Consider the following 19,646-nt stretch of genomic DNA (forward strand, 5'->3'; position numbering starts at 1 on the left):
CTATCAACTCCTATCTTCCACCAGCTTTGCCCATGTACTCAAATTTGTATTTTGGTATGTCAAAATCAACACGTAGTCTTTTAGACCCTACCATCAAAAGGGCTGAACCTCTTTTTTTCTGTGCTAATAAGCTTTCTTCTGCATCCGTAAGATTATATAGTTCTTTTAATTCTGTAAGATTTTTACCATCCGAGCCCATTAACACTTTAAAACATGGGATATCAAGTAATGCCTGTCCATACATTTTAATTTCAGGTGATAAAAAATCAACTACTGAATGGGATACTATAGCCAACCCTGCTTCATATTTTCTAGCACGTTTTGCCACATCACGGAGAAATACAAGGGATTGTGGAACTCTAGGATCAATCATAAGATAACTCTCATCAGCAATTAATAAAACTGGTTCAGTTCTATCCTTGCTCATTTCATTCCAACACCATGTGAGTAGGTTGAAATACTGTGTTTTTTTCACATTATCACTGGCATTTTGAAGACTAAACGTATCAAGGCAAACACATCTGGAATGGGTTTTAATACTGCTATGTCCCCCAAATAGAAAAGAGTCTCCCCCTATTGCAATGTCTTTTAAAAGTGTAGCTAAATCCTTGTATTCATGTTCTTTCTTTGACTTTTCTGATACAAGCTCATAAAGGTCTTTCATAATAGGAAAATCTTCATTTTTCATTCCCCTAACATCTGTATCCCAAGTAATATGAAAACTGTTATAGAGTTCGATTAATGAAGATTTCAATAGTGCCCTTTGTATTTCCGATAAATCCATATATAAATTGAAAAACACTTCTACATTTTTTAAATGAAGTGCCATTGCTCCTAAGCCATCTTTTTCGTCTTCTTCATTTATAGCTGGAATATCTCGGATTTGTAATGGATTAATCCGCCCATTGGCTCCACCACCTGCGTTAATTACATCACCACCTAAAGCTAAGGAAAGCTCTCGATACTCAGATTCTGGATCGATAAAAAGTATTTTTGTCCCCTTCATATACTCTGAAATGGCTATATGCTTTACTACAGTGCTTTTTCCTACTCCTGCTACACCAAGTATCGTAAAATTACTATTTGTTCTATCTCCACCTCTTTTCCAAGTGTCAAGAACCACTAATCCTCCACTGCTGTCTTTTGCGAAATAGTATCCCCTTCCATCACTATATCCTGACGTAGAAAAAGGATAACCACCTATGAAGCTACTCATAGGTATTACCCTTTGCAATATCTCATTAATACTGTTATTTTTTCTATAATAGGGTGATAGATTCTTAAAGGCTTGCTCTTGTAAATTAGCCATAATTCTACCTTTACATTTACTTGATGCCAAAGCACTCTCTGTTTTTCTACATAGCTTTTCAAAGGTTTTATCTTCCCTAGCAAGTGACATAATGCTAAGCCCCATTGCTCCAACGGATTGATTATCCCCGTCAATACTTTCAATGATTTTATCTCCGTCTTCTGCTGCTCTTTGTGCTCGCTGTTGCATTAAAGGGTCTTTGTGATAAATGGCATCATTCCTATTACGTATAATACTAGATGAAACGCTATCAATAAAATCACTACTATCTACAGGATTAAAGGTAATACTTGCCACTGTGCCTGTTATGTTAGTCAGCTTACTTAGCCATCCATAGTTAACCTTTTGAGGATATTTTATAATACCATAAATCCTAGCTAAATTTTCTCCTACTACTAAGTTATTTCTTTTTATTTCTAAGCCCATAGGGGTAATTACACTCAATAGTTCTTTATTTACAATTTGATTTTCTTGTTGTTTTTTCAACTATTATCACCTATTTCTTCACTCATTTCATTGTTAATGTCCTGGTAAGCAGGGTTATTGACGAGGTTACAAAGCCTTATAATATCATAACTTTGAAGAATATCGCATTTGATGCCTACACTTTCAAACTTCTTAACAAACTCCTTCGTTCGTTTTAGTAAATCATTTTCAATCCCCGCTGAATATTTCTCCCACAATATAAGATGAAACTGCCTTTCAACCACATCCCCTGATAAAGCAAAATCATTCATTTGGTAAATTTCATTTCTAAGAAGTGCCTTTTGAATATGGTCTTCTGTACTGGAAAGTAAGTTTGTATATTCCTCTAGCAATAGTGAAATATCTACTGGTCTTGAAACTGCAAGGAATTTAAAGGGTTTACTAATGCTTGATAATTCCGCTGTTAAGCTATTACACAGGCTTTCTTTTTCCTTATCAGAAAGTAATTCTATTGATATTGGATGAATCCTAACATAGGTCATAACATAGCCATCTAAGGTATATAGAAAATTATCTTTTATATCAACTACATTTACAAAATCCTGTGCTGTGTTTTCCTCTTCCTTTCCAGCTATATTACGATTCTTATAAACTAAAAAGCCTATACCAAATAAAAGGCATAGGCTAATCATAACGATTGGCATTATCATTAAAATCCTCCTAATCCACTAAAATAGCAGGTCTTCTAAAATACATAAATCCTGCTTCATCTGCTGTATTGATGGTTACATTGTTATACTTTGAATTACAGTGGGCAACTAAAATATTGTCCTTTTCATCTTTACCAACAACAATACCAACATGGTTTGCTTTTCTTGTATTGGGGACAGCAAGAAAAGCTAAATCACCTTCCTTTACTTGATTCTCTACAATTGAAGTTGATAAATGCCATTGGTTTGTTGTTCCATGGCCAATGGTTTTTTCAATCGTAGAGCTATCAATGCCCATATTAATAAATACCCAAGTCACATACCCTGAACAGTCAAGACCATAGGGTTTTATTTTTCCAGTAGAACTACTGCCTGATGACGTTACTTTTACAGGGGTGCCCCAATTATTATCCCATCCAATGGAACTACTTTTTCCACCCCAAAAATAATGAACTTTACCTACTATACTTAGAGCCTTATCTACAATCTGTTGTCTTTCAATAGCTAAATCTAGTGGTAAATTAGCCTTTATACCTTCTATTTCTTCCTTGGATAAAACCATATTGTTTCCTGTAGGCATAATGTTTTCACTACTCATTTTTACTTCTTTTAGGACTCTCTTTTGTTTATCACTAAACCCATATTTCTCTGCCATTTCTTCAGCTGTAAGACTATTTATCTCTATGGTCTTATGACGGGTGTCTACAGTTTTTGTATTTTTTTCTCCATTTTTATTTACTGAAGTTTTCTCCTTTGTTTTTACTTCAATATCCGTCGTTATTTCATTCATTTCCCAAAATGTATCAACTAATTTTCTCTTATCTTCACCATCTAGATATGCCACTTGCTTACCGTTAGATGTGATATAAAAGGCACTAAAAAAAGATAACACATCCACTGTATTATCAATTAATGTGTTATCCTCACTACCTAAAACTATTGTTGTTATGGTGTCAACGTTTTTGTCATTTTGTTCTTCCTCAACTCTACTCCTAAACTCATTTTGAAGTTCTTCCATAAGGACTTGGATCGATACATTATCTGTTCCATTATGAAACAATCCAAAAAATATAGCAAATGGTGATGCTAAAATGACAAGTATTAAAATTAGTGGTGTCAAAATACTTACCAATATAATCTTTCTACCACTTTCAGTTGAACCTATTTTACCTACTGTTGTAGCTGCTTTTATTAATGTTACTGGATCTACAGCCATATTTTCACCACCCTATTATTTATCTGGAGCAATGTGCCAATTGTCATAGACTGAACCATCTATTGTCACTCCATCGGATAAATTCATCCTTAGCATACCATCAGGTGTCCAGCAGTCTATTACATTAGCATATACATCATATTTGCCATCTGGATAAGGTAAAGGTGTAAAGTGAGTACGACTATTGAAGGTAGAATAAATATTCTTTTTAAATTCAAACCCTTTACTATTGGTTTTTTCAAGCAATCTCCAGTAGGTGTCATAATGAAACTCTGGAAAATAGGTTATTACATTTTGTGGAATTGTATAATGGCTACTTGGTGCATCGGTGGATATACCTGTATCTACATTTATATCTACGCCATAACCACTTGCCATGGTATATTTTCCATAGGACTCCTTGGCTGTTGGATTGTACCCATCTGGTACTATTTTCATATCTGCATTAATACTTGCAGTGTAGCTCTTATAGGTATAAACCCATTCTCCATAATCTAACCACCAGCCTTCATCAACATATTTATAGTGATGGCAAGTACCTATTTTATTACCTTCTGAATCTCTTTTATCATGACATCCACTGTGATACCTGACCATATTCTCATGCCATACAAAGTCTGGTTGCCAAACTGCACTATATACTCCCCACTGAGCATTTAATTTATCAGCTTTTTTAGGAATGCTTGGTATTTTAAAGTTAGGCATAGTATCTGTAGGCCGTGGATCTGGTGGCTCATTTTCTGATAAATCCTCTATCTTAACAGTGAAAGTCGTATGTCTAGAACCATTTTCCAGTCTTGCAGATGGATTACCTGTTATATTTACTGTTACTTCTATATCTTGGGGTGTACTAGGGGTATGCCATTTTAACCATACATACTCACTATCTCCATTTGGAAGGACTATAGGCGTAGTAACCGATTGTCCATTAGCTTTAATCGTTACATAAGCCTTGTTATCACTTGGATTTTTATAGATATCCTTTCTTGTATCAGTAGTCCTATGTCTACTATCAGGTGTAATATCGCCATTAACTGCTTTTACCCGTACAGAAGTTATGACATCCGTATCTACTCGATAAGAATAATCATAGGTGGTATCATTTTCAATGGCATCAGTTCCATTTGCTTCAAGTATTCTCATGCCAATACCCCCACCTTCAATGATTCTATCATCACTCCAATGTTTTTTATCATTCAGCGGAGACAGGGCAGGTACACCCACCCAACTTTTTTCTAACACAATAGAATTTGGTAAAGCAGAGTGGGTCATTCCTGCAATATATTGTCCAGTACTTCCCCAGAAAAAATTGAAATAACCTAATTTTTGTGCCATGGCATATTCTGTTGCAGTAAAGGCTAATAATTGACGATAACCATTACTATCAGGCTTTAAATATGAGATAATAACAGGTTCATAAACTACTAGCCATGAAACTTTATTTTGATATTGTCCATTTACCTTAATAGGCAATATTTCTTCTGGTGGATATGTTTTTGTTTCACCTTCGATTGTAAATTTAATATTCCCTACTAGCCCTTCCCTTGTTGTACCTTTTTGGTCAGCAAAGGCGTTGATAAGCATATCTAATGTATTAACATCTCCAAAGTAAGATTTAACAGCATCAATATTACCTCCATTGGTTATTGGTATGGGTGGTGGATTATCAACTATTATCTTATTGCTTGATAATTGAATATTGGAAAGGGATTCACCTTTTTGGTAGTCAATTTTATTTCCTAAACTATTAACTGCATTACTCGGTATTGAAAAGGTTGCTGGCTTTACGAATACTGGAGCATTGCCAATCATTTTAAATTCTTCAATAGGGCTGTTCTTATTAGTCTCATCACTTAACCCTACATAAACTGAAACCTTATACATATATTCTGTACTGCGATAAAACCCCTTTCCCTTAGCAGCACCGCTAGTATCTCCTGTTCCACTATCTGCATTATCTTCTCCATATACAATTAAAAAACTCATCAATGAACACAATAAGATAATTAAAATAGCCATCTTCTTCAAATACTCATCTCCTCTCAATAAAAAAGCCAACTCTAAAAAGAGCTGACTATTTTTACTTCATTCTCAATAATTAAATTTTAAAATTTGTCCCCTTCTCCAGCTTTTCTATCATCCTGGTAATATTCTTCTCCTTGTGTTTCTCCAGGTGATTGATTGTTTGGGGCAGCTTTTGGTGGCTTTGCAAAGGGATTTTCATTATCTGGTACTAAATTGCTTCCATCTTCATCACTATTTTTATTAGTATTAGTATCTTTAGGTTCAGCTGGTGTGTCAGGATTTACAACTACTGGATTTTCTACTGGTTTTGATTCAACCTTTGGTGCTTCTTCTCTAACTGGTGGTTCTGGATTAAATTCTGTATCCCCTTCTAATACCTCATGTTCTCCATCAGGCAATTTGTCTTCTTCCGCCACTGGATGTTCCTCATCTACTTCCTGTTCTGGTAATTCTGGTGCAGGTGGAACAGCTGGTTTTTCTACTTCTGTTTTTACTTCCTCATTATCTTCTTTTACTGGCTCAGATTCTTCAATATCTGTTACATTCACAGTTGACTTGTTCTTTTCAATCTCTTCAGGGTTGACTTCTGACTCTATATTTTCATGGTCATTAGGTGTCAATGTTTTTTCATACACTTTATATCCAATTCCTATGGCTACTAAAATTAATATAGAAACAACCGTAATTTTTATCATTTTATTGTTTTTCACTCTATCTCCCCCATTCATCTATAATGGAAATTCAAATCCATCTTCTGGTTCTCCAATTTCATACCCCATTAACTCTGTTGCACGTTTCTTAAATTTATTAATCCAATTGAGCCATTTTGTCTCTTCCATGACTGCATAAAATAAAAGTCCACTAGGTTCTAAGGATGCACTTACTGTTTTTTCATCCCCGTCATATCCATACCAATAGGGGATCCCTTGGATATATCCTATCCAGCCATCCATTTCTCTATATAACTTTGATAATATGTGGCTATATTGGTCTATTTGACTATAATGAATATTTAGATTGACATTAAAGCTTGTCATCAACTTTCCCCCAATCTACGTTTCATCTGTCCTAATAAAGTCTCAATTTTTTTCATATCATCTAATAATGCTTGAGTTCCTTTTTCTGTTATTCTGTAGGTAGTCTTTTGTCTTCCTGTCAGTCTTTCTTCAGCAATTTCTATGTATTCTAGCTCGGTCAATCGCTTTAGCTTTGGATATAATGATCCTGTTAAAAGAGTTATTTCTCCTTGTGATATGGCTTTCACTTCTCCTATTAAGTCATATCCCGAAAGCTCTTTATTTAATAGTGCTAGTAATATATATATCGTTACTTTTGTGTTTTTTCCATACAATAAAATTCTCTCCTTAATAATATGTATGTAACATACATATAGATTATATACTCATCTTATACTACTATATTTTTCCTGTCAATGTATTTTCAAAATTTTGGTGTAAATTTAGCTTCTACCTTTAGAGGAATAATCATATCAGGCAATGCATTCCAACCAAAACTCAGGGGAACGCTTAGTGTAATAAACACATTAGCCTTGAATTTGTCCTTCTTATCACCTCTGAATCTAGCGTTAATAATCTCTACATCAAGGTCATAAAGGGCATATTCTATTTCATCATTACCTGTATATTTTACATATTGACTGCCAATTCTTTGTAGTCCTAAAAGCTGAGATAAATCCTCATATACTTTTCCTTGGTCAACATCACTTTTCCAACTGTTACCTTCCAGCATATATCCACCTGAATATCCTTGTCTAAGTCCATTATAATTATTGTCCCAGTTATTAGTTACTACTGAAATAACCGATGATCCCACCCCATCCCGTACTCCCTTGGCAATGATTTTTAGCCTCATATATTCTGATATAGCTGTAAAAATAAGCATAAAAATAAGGACTAAAACACATGCCCAAATGACTGCATTTCCTTCCTTATTTTTTAATCTTTCCAATAGACTTCACTCCTTCCTGTAGCTTTTGATGTTAATGTAATTGGAAATGAGCCAAAAGAAAAGAAACCTATATCGGTTTCTAATGTAAGGACTAAACTAAATCTATGATTAAGTTGTATTTTGCCAGTAGTTGACCAATTTATGTTAGGGTCAAGCCCTGTATTAGCTTTCAACTCATTAATTCTATTTTTTGTTTCATTTCCTATATAGCCTTCTATTTCTGCACACCGTACGGCTTCATCTGCAAAGGTGTCAAGTTTTGACTTAGCTATGAATACTGGTAGAACTCTAGTGGCAAATGCAAGCATTAAAACCACCACAAAAACAATGATGACTGTATCGATATAGCCTTCTCCACGTTTGTCTTTTAAAATATTCAACTAAATCACCTTTCTTTCAATAAAAAAAGATGACCCTCTATGAGCCACCTTATCTTTCAAGACGTATATTTTCCACATCTAGTCTTAATTTATAAAATTGCTTTAACCACTCTGGTTGGTCATTTACTTCACTTTTTAGCTTATAAAGTGTTCTTTTACCAATTCTTCTGTCTAGTATTGCAAATAGCCGCACTAGAGGATTTGTTGAATTTATACTCTCTTTTATTGAATGGTGAAGGTAAAAATCAAGAGCCTTTGTAAATAAATAGGGATCAATTATGCCTTTATCAATACAAATCTCATCAACCCTTTCTTCAAGCTCTTTGTTTTCATTATCGTAAAGGGTTTCCTTACCATTCCATGAACGTCTTGGAATTTCTTGTTCTGCTCGAATTTTATCTATAAGAGGGTTAGCTTCCCTATAAAAATCAAAAATATTTCCACGTATAACCTCTTTTTCATCTATTAATATGGCTATTCTAGACTCCTCGTCATGAGCCTTTCTATATTTAGTAATAAAGTATCTCACTCTACCTCTTAATTTTTCGCATAATAAATCTTGTTCTAGCCTTTTCTTAATTCCACTCCATGATTGTCCCATAGGTACCTCCTGATAATATCTGTAGCTATTCTCTTACTACTGTATACTACTCTCTTTCTTATTAAATTTAAAGAATATTGTTTTTTTATAATATACTAGTTGTATTCCATTGATTCATAATATAAGAATATCACGCCTCTTTATTTTTCTTCTGTGATTGTATTATAAAATAAATTATTAATAAAATAACAATAATAATACTTTTAACAAGTATAGAATCTAATTCAAATAAATCAAGAATAATTGATAATACAAAATAAGTTATAATACCACCCATAAAACCCTTGATTGTATCTTTCTTAAACATAAAATCCACCCTCCTATATATAAATTCAATTCCATTAAATATACACTTTCTAAAATCATCTAATTTAAATCATGATATTCTACAATTTCAAAACACCTTTATAAGATTTATATTATTTTTAACAAATTGCTTAATAGAGCCTAAACTTAGCATTAAATAAAAAATTACTAAGCTCATGTTCCTATCATGAGTTAATTATACAAATACAAAGTATTTTTGTCCACTAAAACAACTTCCCCATATTCTCCACAATCTGAAGCATCATAACAGTAAGATACATCATAATAAAACACCCTAGCATCAACATTGAATATCTTCGTATTTTTCCAGGGCGCTTCATTACCTCTGCTTTGAGCCTTTGAAGTTCTAATTGTTTAAAATCATGGGATAACATCTGAAAATAAACCACATTATTATCTCCACGAATGACACCAATAAGTCCCCTCACCACATCTGATAGCATACTACTTCCTATTCTTGTTTCAAATCGTGTTAGTGCTGATTCTACATTTCCTGTTTTCATATCTGCCACAGTGATTTCTAATTCTCTTTTAAATATACCGCTAGTATTATTTTTATAGTTATCTAAAATGGATAATACATCTCTACTGGCTTGTAGCTCTTGTGTAAGGGTTGATACAAATCTAGGTAATTCATATTCAATGGAGCTTCTACTTTTCTTTAGTATTTCATCAGCACTGTTTATCTCTTTAAAGTAAATTAAAATGCTCACTACAAGGATTATTGGTGATAAGATTGGGAATATCAATAAAGCAGGTACAACACAAAGTAATGTGAGTCCTCCTTTTACATAGGCTTTGGCTATGAATGTTTCTGGAGTTAATGAGATATTAGCTGATTTTAAAGCCATCATTAGCTTTCTTTTCTTATACCGTCCCAGTCTTATGTATCTTCCTACTTTTTCTGATAGTTCAACTACTATCAATTCTGTTACTTTAGGTTTTTTGTTGCCTTTTTTGCTTACTGTTAAATATACTTTATCAGCTCTTTTGGATGGAATTTTAAATACGTCTGAAAGAATTAGAAAAAGCCCTGTACTAAAGGACAGGGCAAATAATATCAATATTTTTATCAAAGGTTTTACCTCCTATACTCAACTGGTTTACTCTGTTTCACCACACCTGCTATGGATATAAATAAAACTACTGTACATATGCCTAATACACCTTTACCTATTGGGGTAAACATTAGTGAGTGATACCAGTCCTTATTTAGGAAATATATAAGGGGTATATTGCCTATTAATAAGGATGCCATCATCATAAATTCTTTAATAGGCTCATGTAGCATGTTATTGAGTTCACCTGATACGATTCTCATATCTGAAAGCTTTGTGACAATGGGAGTTAAAGTACTTTTTAAGTTTTTGTCTTCTTGACAATCTATGATTGCATCTACCCACTGTCTAAAAACATCACTATCTATCTTACTTCTCAGCTTTTCTAATGCCATTTTAATATTGGCATTGATTAGTTTGCTATCCATCATAAAGCTTTTAAATACTTCATCTACAGGTGGATTAATATAGTCAATGTTTTCTTCTATTGCTGTAATAATACTATCACTTCTCATATAAGATGTGGTAATAACAGATAAGGCTGTTTCTAGTTCATCATTAAGCTCATTTTTCCATTTAGTTGCTACCAATTTTACATACCAAAAAGGGATCAACGCAAAACCAATACTAAGTATAGGAATTAAAAGCATGTTGTTCATTAATAAAGCAAAGAATATGCCTATGACTGATGCTATAACGGATATAAGCATAGTTATAAAAAAACGATTTTCTTTTCCTGTCATTCTTAATATTTCTCTGGTTTCCTCTACTAAACGCTTTATCCCCTTTGATTTTTTCTTTTGTGTAACAGATAAAACCTTTTGCCTAATGCTTTCCTTCTTATTAGTCTTAATGTTTTTAATATAGTCTAAGATTTCTATTGGGGATATTTTCAATATAATAAAAAAGCCTACTACCATTAGCAGTAAAGCCATCAATAACATACTATTCACTTTTCCTACCTCCTAGAAATGTTTTTAATTCAGATTTTGACATGCCATTTTCCAATAATCTTTTTTGCATAGTTGCTGAAATATCATTAACTTTTTCATAATATCCAATTATCCTTTGCTTTCCCTCTACCTCTACATTATCAGTAATATTATATCGGTATAAGGTGTGAATTTCTCTTGTTCCATCTGGTTGTATTTGACATTCTGTAATTTCCATAATATGTCTTGTGTTATCTTCTAATTTTTTGCAAAATGCAATAATAGGAAAGGCTTCTGTTACCAAATTATATAGGGTTTTTTCATCCATATCATATCTCTGTTTACATAGGGTTACCATACGATAATAAGTGGCTATACAGCTATTGGCATGTATCGTTGTTGAAACCCCATGACCTGAGCGGGCTGACTCTTGTGCATAAAAGGCTTCATCACTTTTCATCTCTGCTACACATATATAATCTGGATTAACTGTCAAGGCTGTTTCAAGAAGCTTTGCCATTGTAATAGATTGCTTGGGATCATCTGAATGTCTTGTAACCGTATGGATTACATTGTTAATAACATCACCCTTTTCATTCTTTTTAACAAGATTAAATTCTCTTGTGCCGTTTTCAATAGTAAAAATCCTTTTATCATTGGGGAGAGTTGAGAGAATATAACTCATTAAGGTTGTTTTGCCACTGGATGTGGCCCCTGTAAAGCAAATACTCTCACCATATCTATGGGTTAATGATAAGAAATCTAGCATTTCTTTACTGGCGGTACCACCTTTGATAAAGTCTCTTTTTGTTAGCTTTCTTGGGTTAACAATTCTTATAGATACTGCTACCCCTATATCCTTATCCACCACCCCTTTGGCAATGGCTGTTATACGGATTTTATCACTTAAATGACCCACTACTATGGGCTGTGAACTATCTAGTATCATACCACTTTGATGAAGTAACCTTCTTATTACGTCCATTGCATGGGTAGGAGAATTAAAATGCTCCTTGGATGGTATTATTTCACCATTTGAATAGGTTATTTTGATATCATTATAGCTATTCACGTTTATTTCTTCTATGTCGTTCCTGTCAAGATATTGGGTTAAAAAACTAAACTCTGCCATCTCAATATATATCCTTTGAACAAGCTGTTCTATTGAATAGCCTTCTACCCTTAATTTGTGATCTTCAATATATTTTTTAATATAGGCTTTCATCTGTGATTTACTACTTTCTATTTCTTCATCAATGAGTACAGCATATTTATTGGAAATATGCTCTTGAACTCTTATTAAAGCCTCTTGAAAATCAATATATTTATGCATCCTTATCACGTCTTTTCTTTTTTAATTTTGGTAATGTAAACTTCTTATTTCTTTTTTCTACTCTAGTCTCTCCAGTTATTTTCTCAACTAAATTCATTAATGTTTGAACATAGCCTAAACTTTGCTTTTCTACTAATTTACTAAATAAAAAACCTTCTCTATACTGTTGTTGAATCTCTTTAGTATAGGGAAGGTTATATAATATATCTCCATAATGGTTGGTAATAATAGTTTTAGGTTCATCCTCTTCAATTTTAGAGAGAATTTTTATATTGCTGCTTAAATTATAGGATTTCTCAACCATCAAGGGTAGTGTAGATTTAAAATAGCTTATACTTTTTAAATCATTACCACAAATCCTAATGGTTTCATCGGCTAATTTAATAGCTGTTTTCCCAATGATATCTTCATGTATATAAGATGATGTATCGAATATAAGGTAATCTGCCATATGAGATAAGTTAATAATCAATTCTCTTGCTCTTTCTATTCCATATTCAGCATAGGTTTTATTATTTTCCCCTTGGGCATATCCCATAAATGCAAGGTTTTTATTTTCTTTCATGGTTATAATCTGTTTTAGTATATCTTCTTGGGTCAACGTAGGTATTTCTAAAGCTTTTCCTAGTGATTTATCCTTTTCAGAAATGAATGGAAGTATAGTTCCCAATGGTGGAGCTAGCATATCACAAAATACAACTATTACATTATGAGTCTTTGAAAGTTCATTAGCCAATTTTACACTCAATATTGTCTTTCCACTATTAGGGCTACCCCAAATCGTTATCACTTTATTCAATGTCCATCACCTCAATTTCTTCTTCCATTTGTTCTTCTTTAAATTGCTTTTCTGCTACTGGATTACGATCAATATCTTCCTCTCGTTCTTTAAATACTTTATCTTGTTGCTCTAAAAAAGCCTTTGTATTCTCATGGTCTCCACGATATACAAAGGCTAGATGTATTTTCCCATTAGCTTCTAGGTCAGCTAATAATATGGCTTGTTGTTCATTAACTTTTAGGGTTATTGTAGATGGTAATTCTTTTTCTTCTCCCTCCTTATTTGCTGTTTCTTCTGTATCATATCCTGTTCCTAAAGTAACTGCTAAAACCTCCACATACTTCAATTCTTGAGGCGATAAGGTTTCTTTTTTATCTCCATAATCTGCCACATAGACTGATACAATATCTCCATTTTTCAACTTACCTGATAAGCCATTTGCAAAGCTTCTAATGGTTACAGAAATAGCTCTCTTCTCTCCATCAAAATCTTCAAGGTAAGCATATTCAGCTAATGGCTCATTTGATAGTTTTGACTGTAGAATATAGTCTCCCTTTACCATGTCTGTAGTTGCATATTTCCCTGTAATGTTTTCTTCATTTTTGATAACTTCATTGGGCAGGTTATATCCCCCTACTTCAACGGTCTGTACCATCTTTGATGTGATTTCATCTCCAGCAGTAATGTCTTTTGTTACTCTAATGATTTTTGTTTTGTTAGCCACTGCTTTGTTAAACATTGGTGTTAATCCAAAGCAAATAAAAAGAGATAGCACAATACAGGCTATCCCTAGAACGGTTCTATTTTTTAGTAGTTTCATGGTTTTCCTCCTTTTTTGTTCCGTACTCCTTTTAATGATTTATATTTTATATGTTTATGCTTAATATTTCTCCTGGTAAAACATCTATTTCACATATTTCCTCTGAAATAAAGATTTTATTGGTTAAAATAAGGACTATTATCAATGTCTATCAACGTAATAATTTTATTTAGTTGTTTTCATTATTAGCTTTTTATCTAAAATTGTAACAATTCCAGAGTATATGGATAATATGCAATTCACTTTGTAGTAAATAAAAATTTTATTATTCTCCAGTGAAAAAATGTACGAGGAAAACGAAAATATATTAATACGTGTGGTTAGTATTCATGTTTAACAACATATTTGATTCAATTTAATTTTTGTAAGTTGTATTACAATATAAATGCGTTACTTGACCATTTTTAATAGCATCAGTTCCTCCATCAACTTTTCTACAAATATGGTCTACTGACATAGATGAGTTACTAATATATCCACCACAAATAGGACACTTAGGTAGTGATTTAATATATGTCTGCAATTTTATTTGTTGCTTTTTACTTCTTGAAAAATTTTTATTAACAGCAACCTTTTCTGTATCTATAATTTCTGTTTGTAAATATCTGAATTCAGGAAGCAATTTTAGATAAGATACGATTTCTTCCTCTGTAGAATTTTTGTGTTGACTTATTATGTTCATTAACTCAGTAAAATAATCTTTAATTGCTACATAAGCACGCTTAGATTGTCTTTTTCTCCTTAATATTTGCTGCACTAAGAAACTATACTTATATATAACTTGTTCAAATTTTTCTCTAACACTCGTGAATAAATTAAGTTGATTCTTTTCTACAAGTTTTTTAGTAAATAGTAAAAAACCATAATAAGAGCCTACTTTATGTTTCCCTATATCAGAGTAGAAATAAATATATGGATGAATTCCTAATGAACATGGTTCTTTTGAATTTATATATTCTAAAATAAATAAAGTATTTTTTAAGCACTTTAAAACACTCTTCTCTGTTCCATCTTCTGCATCTTTGTCTTTTATAATACCATTACTAATTTTAACTGTTTGTGTAACTACATCTAAAGTAAGACTAGATGACTGAACCCCTCCTATGGAATATGAATTAATGTCATTTCTTTGATATAACGTTTCACCAAACATAATATTGTGTATTTTCTTTGAAAAAGTGATTATTTTTTCTTGTCCTTCTTCACTAAAATTAGACCAATATTGATAGCCCTTTCCAGCTCTTACTATTGCTCTTGCAGAAATTGCATAAGCTTTATTTCTATTTTTTATTAAATCTAACTCAGCATCACTTATTTTAGTTGCTGATTGATTAATCTTTAAAAACGAATCTTCAGCTTTACTAGCATCTCCTTCAACCCACTGTAACTGTAACGCTAAAGCACCTAAATTTTTTGCCATCTCTTGTTTTTCTATGTCACTCGTACTGTTGATATCTCTACTTATATGCCAAATTTCTTTAAAAGAACCTATCTTGTCGTTGACTATTCTCCTCGTTTCTTCAGCTATTTTTCTCTGCTCTGCAGAAATATAATTTCCATAATACCTTAAAGAAATCTCGCCATCTCCATAATCATCATTTATCCACGCACCTAAACTACTAAGTCTATGTGCTCCATCTATTACAAATATATATCCTCCGGAATTTCTCCAAAGTATTATAGATGGTATTAACTCACTATTTACAAAGCTTTCAATCATAGAACAAACTTTGATAGCATCCCATTCATTAGTTTCCCTTTGAAATATTGGCTTTCTTAAAGCAGCAAAAAAGAATGAGTCATATTTAATATCTTCAATAGATAATGTTGATTTGTTTCGAGTGTTTCCACTACTTCCTAGAGTAGATATAATTTCAAAATCTTCTCTTGGTATTAATGCATCTAAAGTAACTGCCTTCATTTTTTCCTCTCCTTTTTATAAAACTCTGTTTAATACACGTTTGGAAAAATTGGGTTATCTTCCGTGGTGGTTACTCCTTGTATTACTTACATTCCAGTTTCTCATTATAAACATTAGATTCATCTCAAATCTATCTCTCCAAAACCCCAATTTCTATATATAATAAACCTCCCAACACCATACCCACTCCCCAAATATGGAACTAAAAGCACTTGTGAGATTAATGCCCTTGAATACTTGTAAAAAAAACAGTATCAGGTTGAAAGGCTCTATCTTCACCTTATTTAACATCAAAATCAGGTAATATTAATACATCAGCATCCTTAGCTCTTGCTTTTGTATTATCATTAAAGTTGTCTTTATTTTAGTTTTTCACCTATATTTTCAAGTTTCTTTTTTAACAATAATTGCATATCACAAAATGCCTGCTGACAATTATTAAAATTATCGTCAATAACAAACTTCTCATCGATTAACACTGCGCCAGTTATGAAAGTATCAATATACTCCTCTACTTTTACCTGTTGTCCATTCAATAACACTTTTATTTCATTAAAATCTTCAACAAGCAAGTTTTCTCTTATCTTATTTATGGAAGTTTTTATGCTTTCACCATTTCTGCTAACTTCTTTTACATAGTTGACACCACGTTTCCTTTTGATATTTCCTAGCTTTAGCATTTCAGTTAATGTAGCAATTATTTTTTGGGATTCAATATATGCGATATTAGTTTTTGCATATATTGTTAAATGTTTACTCTTTTTATAATATACATTAGATTTATAAGCGCCAATTATTGAAAAAAAAGTACAGATAGCACTTATAGTAATTAATACATAATCCCACCAATTCACATTACATCCTCCTTGTTTTTTTATAATATAGGAGAACTGCACACAAATTGTCATACTCAAAAGCCAATTCATAAGCTTGTTCTTCATCCCAAGCATAATTACCCATAACACCAATAAAATCATTAGGCTTTTTTCCCCAATAGGTTTCGTCTTGCAAGAAACGTGCCAAGGTAGAGGAGTCAAACATCTTGCCATCATCAACTGTTTGACAAATAAAATCAAACCATCTTTCTTGATCATATGGGTGAGCAGAACCAGTAGATTTATTTGCTCTCAAACAAAACGCTTCTAACTTTTTTAATGCAGTTTCAGTAATCACTGATACTGGATTAAAAATATCATCACTTGGCTCTAAAATGATTAGTTCCGTACCGCATTCTTTATATGGCTTTATGACATCATCATAAAACTTCAATAGTACAGCATTATATTCATCAACATTTAGTTCGTTTTTATCTATAGGAACAATGTTTCCTACATGAAGTTCGCCTTTTGCTATTCTGTCACCTACATAGATAGAAACACGAGCTTTATCAACAATGTCTCCTATATAATCAAAGAAAAGATAGTCTTTCCAGCGTTCCGACTGTTCTTCTATCTTCCAATCACCTACTGCATACTTACCAATTTTGTCAACAAATTCAGATAATTGCTCTAAAGTGCCTTTGAAATATAACTCTCTGTATTTTTTCATAATTTTCCCCCTTGTAAATATTCAATTCTTAACTTTCCATTATAAACATTAGATTCATCTCAAACCTACCCCTCACAAACCTAATATTTTATTATTAAATTTTTAAAATATCAACATATAACTTCATACATCACATTTAATTCCAATTATAAATGAACTCTCTCTTTCTTCTAGAATACAATAATAAAATCACCCTATATAACCCCCATTACCACAACACCATACCCCCCTCCCAAATAAGGAACCAAAGCAACCTTTCCAATATCATCCAAGCCTTTATATCTAAAGTATAACACATTTACAAGTATTGCAAAAGCTAGTCCTAGACTACTTCCTAATAGTCCTCCAGAAAGCCCTAAATAAAAGGAACAAGCCCCAACTAACTTGATATCTCCTCCACCTAATGTTCCATTTTTTATTAATGCCACTACTAAAAATGGTAGTGGCACTAACAGCAATCCAAGTATAGATGTCACTATATTAACCTGAATTAATCCTAGTAAAATAATCATAACATGGACCTTGTCAGGAATAATTCTTGTCTTAATATCGCAATAACTGGCATAAATTAAAACTACGATGAACAAGATATTTTTTATCATCATTTTTCATCACCTCACTACATATAGATTGGCTATCCTACCACCATCTTTATCAAACCTATTGTATATAAAAATATCGCCATTCTCTTCTAATTTGCGTAAATTCTTACTTACTGTTGCTTTATGAACTCCTAATATCCTGCTAAGCCTTTTATGGGATATTTCTACCCTTCCATTTTCATCTGCCATCTCGCTTAGTAGCATATATAACAGCTTTCCCGATGCCGTTGTCTTTAAATTACCCGACACCCTATATCTTTCTATGTTTCTTGCCATACTCGTCCTTCCTTTCTAGCTTATATTTATACCTATATTTCTTTTGACTTAAGGCATATTTTAATAAAAATCCAATCTGATCTACTACGGATACATTGGATATATCTTTAGTCAACATCATCACACTTCCTGATATGCTAATAAGCATAAATACAATGGTAACAACTGTATTTCTAAATAGAATAAATAGTAAAATATCAATGAATCCTGCTATTATGGTTATCAATGTGGTTTTTATCACTTCTTCTTTTCCAAATCCATTAACTATTTCTTTTCTCAGTTTTAATCCCTGTGGTATATAAAGGGGTTTATCATTTTTCACTAGCTTCACCTACTTATAATAAGTGAACATCAAATCTTTTATGGCATAGCATGATTCTGCTAAGATATAAAAGATAATGATGTTCCTGATTTTTTTCTTATAGGCACTTTCATCTTCTTCATTTGCTCCCATGAGGATAAAGCAATAAACAACTCTTAAAGTGACACCTACTCTAATAAGAATGAGGAAAGCATCTGATAATTCTTTTATTAAATCCACTTTTACACCCCTTTCTTATATTTTGGTATCTGGTTTTATTTTTTAAAAATAGCTTTGCTCATTTGATATATCCTTGCTGTGGAATAAACCTTATTCATCATACCTCCACTTCCACCACCTGATATGATTAAAAATTCTTGTAGAAATTTAGGTGTTTTAATAGCTAATACCATGGCAGCAACACCCCAAAAAACATGGGCGTTAAGCATAAGCCCAACGCCCATTTTTGCTAATACAATCTGAATTAACACTCCTAATGTACTTTGAAAAAACTTCTGTAAATAGGTTTTAAATACCCCATTATCTCTATCCATTAAACCAACACAAGCAAGGGGAAGGCCTATTCTAAGTATCATGATTTCAAGTCCTCGTGTAAGAAACTGAATATACAATATGAAGAAGCAAATAAAAAAGATCAATGATACAATCCCTGTGAACAATCCAGCGGAAGATATACCACTGATAATTGCTGAAAAGTCTGTTGCCATATCACCTGATATAATGTTAATTAACTCACTGGACATATCTTCAATTACTGTAGCAAGCCATCCATACATAGTGGGGAAGCATATGGCGATTGCAAGTGCCTTTAAAAATCCTACAAACATGATGGCTGGTTCTACATCTGAGTCTCCATCCTGCCACAAAACATATCGGTCAAATCCTTTCTTAAGAAACTTTAGGATAATCAATGAGATACCAAAGCTAAAGAATATATCGAAAATACTTTGGATAGCATTTATCCCTAGTAACGTATCCATATATCTTTCTGAATATAGCACCATGGGTACTAGCCCTTCTAAAAGAGTGTCTACATAAACAAGACACCCTGATAGAACGGCTGAAATAAGGAGCATGATAACAACTTCCAC

Annotated in this window: 24 protein-coding genes; all 24 read right to left on the reverse strand. The window is 32.6% G+C overall.

Annotated elements, in window-relative coordinates; all coding sequences use genetic code 11:
* Window positions 1-10: 10 nt before the first annotated feature.
* Window positions 11-1,795 carry a VirB4 family type IV secretion system protein gene (locus B5X81_RS15200; protein ID WP_330397399.1) on the reverse strand — a complete coding sequence of 595 codons (1,785 nt, stop codon included), beginning with the start codon at window positions 1,793-1,795 and terminating at the stop codon, window positions 11-13.
* Window positions 1,792-2,445, reverse strand: a complete 654-nt coding sequence (locus tag B5X81_RS15205; protein WP_079492863.1) for a hypothetical protein — start codon at window positions 2,443-2,445, stop codon at window positions 1,792-1,794. Before B5X81_RS15205 ends, B5X81_RS15200 begins: the two co-directional genes overlap by 4 nt.
* Window positions 2,446-2,455: 10 nt before the next feature.
* A complete protein-coding gene (locus B5X81_RS15210) occupies window positions 2,456-3,661 on the reverse strand; it encodes a C40 family peptidase (RefSeq protein WP_079492865.1) in 1,206 nt (401 codons plus the stop codon).
* 15 nt (window positions 3,662-3,676) lie between these two features.
* Window positions 3,677-5,689: a hypothetical protein gene (locus B5X81_RS15215; protein ID WP_079492866.1), complete on the reverse strand. Its 2,013-nt coding sequence runs from the start codon at window positions 5,687-5,689 to the stop codon at window positions 3,677-3,679.
* Between the two features lie 77 nt (window positions 5,690-5,766).
* Window positions 5,767-6,396: a hypothetical protein gene (locus tag B5X81_RS15220; RefSeq protein ID WP_139380358.1), complete on the reverse strand. Its 630-nt coding sequence runs from the start codon at window positions 6,394-6,396 to the stop codon at window positions 5,767-5,769.
* An 18-nt stretch (window positions 6,397-6,414) separates the two neighbouring features.
* Window positions 6,415-6,723 (reverse strand): hypothetical protein, encoded by a 309-nt coding sequence (locus tag B5X81_RS15225; protein WP_079492869.1) that lies wholly within the window; start codon window positions 6,721-6,723, stop codon window positions 6,415-6,417.
* Window positions 6,723-7,037 carry a PadR family transcriptional regulator gene (locus B5X81_RS15230; RefSeq protein ID WP_170917447.1) on the reverse strand — a complete coding sequence of 105 codons (315 nt, stop codon included), beginning with the start codon at window positions 7,035-7,037 and terminating at the stop codon, window positions 6,723-6,725. The genes B5X81_RS15225 and B5X81_RS15230 overlap by 1 nt, the downstream gene beginning before the upstream one ends.
* An 89-nt stretch (window positions 7,038-7,126) precedes the next feature.
* Window positions 7,127-7,654 carry a hypothetical protein gene (locus tag B5X81_RS15235; RefSeq protein ID WP_079492872.1) on the reverse strand — a complete coding sequence of 176 codons (528 nt, stop codon included), beginning with the start codon at window positions 7,652-7,654 and terminating at the stop codon, window positions 7,127-7,129.
* Window positions 7,642-7,962: a DUF4320 family protein gene (locus tag B5X81_RS15240; RefSeq protein ID WP_330397400.1), complete on the reverse strand. Its 321-nt coding sequence runs from the start codon at window positions 7,960-7,962 to the stop codon at window positions 7,642-7,644. The genes B5X81_RS15235 and B5X81_RS15240 overlap by 13 nt, the downstream gene beginning before the upstream one ends.
* A gap of 121 nt (window positions 7,963-8,083) precedes the next feature.
* The gene (locus tag B5X81_RS15245) at window positions 8,084-8,635 is read right to left on the reverse strand and encodes an SF0329 family protein (RefSeq protein WP_079492875.1); all 552 of its coding nucleotides are present in this window, start codon (window positions 8,633-8,635) and stop codon (window positions 8,084-8,086) included.
* A gap of 130 nt (window positions 8,636-8,765) precedes the next feature.
* Window positions 8,766-8,942: a hypothetical protein gene (locus B5X81_RS27520; RefSeq protein ID WP_170917448.1), complete on the reverse strand. Its 177-nt coding sequence runs from the start codon at window positions 8,940-8,942 to the stop codon at window positions 8,766-8,768.
* 223 nt (window positions 8,943-9,165) lie between these two features.
* A complete protein-coding gene (locus B5X81_RS15250) occupies window positions 9,166-10,038 on the reverse strand; it encodes a secretion protein F (protein ID WP_079492876.1) in 873 nt (290 codons plus the stop codon).
* A 5-nt stretch (window positions 10,039-10,043) separates the two neighbouring features.
* Window positions 10,044-10,973, reverse strand: coding sequence for a type II secretion system F family protein (locus B5X81_RS15255; protein ID WP_139380359.1), 930 nt, complete (start codon window positions 10,971-10,973; stop codon window positions 10,044-10,046).
* Entirely contained in the window at window positions 10,966-12,285 is a 1,320-nt protein-coding gene (locus B5X81_RS15260; RefSeq protein ID WP_079492878.1) for an ATPase, T2SS/T4P/T4SS family, read from the reverse strand. The genes B5X81_RS15255 and B5X81_RS15260 overlap by 8 nt, the downstream gene beginning before the upstream one ends.
* Complete coding sequence (locus B5X81_RS15265; RefSeq protein WP_079492879.1) at window positions 12,278-13,084, reverse strand: P-loop NTPase family protein; 807 nt, start codon at window positions 13,082-13,084, stop codon at window positions 12,278-12,280. The genes B5X81_RS15260 and B5X81_RS15265 overlap by 8 nt, the downstream gene beginning before the upstream one ends.
* Entirely contained in the window at window positions 13,077-13,886 is an 810-nt protein-coding gene (gene cpaB / locus B5X81_RS15270) for a Flp pilus assembly protein CpaB (RefSeq protein WP_079492881.1), read from the reverse strand. Before cpaB ends, B5X81_RS15265 begins: the two co-directional genes overlap by 8 nt.
* 355 nt (window positions 13,887-14,241) lie before the next feature.
* Window positions 14,242-15,807, reverse strand: coding sequence for a GmrSD restriction endonuclease domain-containing protein (locus B5X81_RS15275; RefSeq protein WP_079492882.1), 1,566 nt, complete (start codon window positions 15,805-15,807; stop codon window positions 14,242-14,244).
* Between the two features lie 359 nt (window positions 15,808-16,166).
* Window positions 16,167-16,661, reverse strand: coding sequence for a hypothetical protein (locus tag B5X81_RS15280; protein ID WP_079492884.1), 495 nt, complete (start codon window positions 16,659-16,661; stop codon window positions 16,167-16,169).
* A gap of 1 nt (window position 16,662) precedes the next feature.
* Window positions 16,663-17,355 carry an RING finger protein gene (locus B5X81_RS15285; protein ID WP_079492885.1) on the reverse strand — a complete coding sequence of 231 codons (693 nt, stop codon included), beginning with the start codon at window positions 17,353-17,355 and terminating at the stop codon, window positions 16,663-16,665.
* A gap of 194 nt (window positions 17,356-17,549) precedes the next feature.
* Window positions 17,550-17,960: a prepilin peptidase gene (locus B5X81_RS15290; protein WP_079492887.1), complete on the reverse strand. Its 411-nt coding sequence runs from the start codon at window positions 17,958-17,960 to the stop codon at window positions 17,550-17,552.
* A 6-nt stretch (window positions 17,961-17,966) separates the two neighbouring features.
* Window positions 17,967-18,233 carry a helix-turn-helix domain-containing protein gene (locus B5X81_RS15295; RefSeq protein ID WP_079492888.1) on the reverse strand — a complete coding sequence of 89 codons (267 nt, stop codon included), beginning with the start codon at window positions 18,231-18,233 and terminating at the stop codon, window positions 17,967-17,969.
* Entirely contained in the window at window positions 18,208-18,555 is a 348-nt protein-coding gene (locus tag B5X81_RS15300; RefSeq protein WP_079492890.1) for a hypothetical protein, read from the reverse strand. Before B5X81_RS15300 ends, B5X81_RS15295 begins: the two co-directional genes overlap by 26 nt.
* Window positions 18,556-18,564: 9 nt before the next feature.
* Window positions 18,565-18,774, reverse strand: coding sequence for a mercury transporter (locus B5X81_RS15305; RefSeq protein ID WP_079492891.1), 210 nt, complete (start codon window positions 18,772-18,774; stop codon window positions 18,565-18,567).
* 35 nt (window positions 18,775-18,809) lie between these two features.
* Window positions 18,810-19,646 (reverse strand): conjugal transfer protein TrbL family protein, encoded by an 837-nt coding sequence (locus B5X81_RS15310; protein ID WP_079492893.1) that lies wholly within the window; start codon window positions 19,644-19,646, stop codon window positions 18,810-18,812.

Source organism: Maledivibacter halophilus (assembly GCF_900167445.1).
GTDB lineage: Bacteria > Bacillota > Clostridia > Peptostreptococcales > Caminicellaceae > Maledivibacter > Maledivibacter halophilus.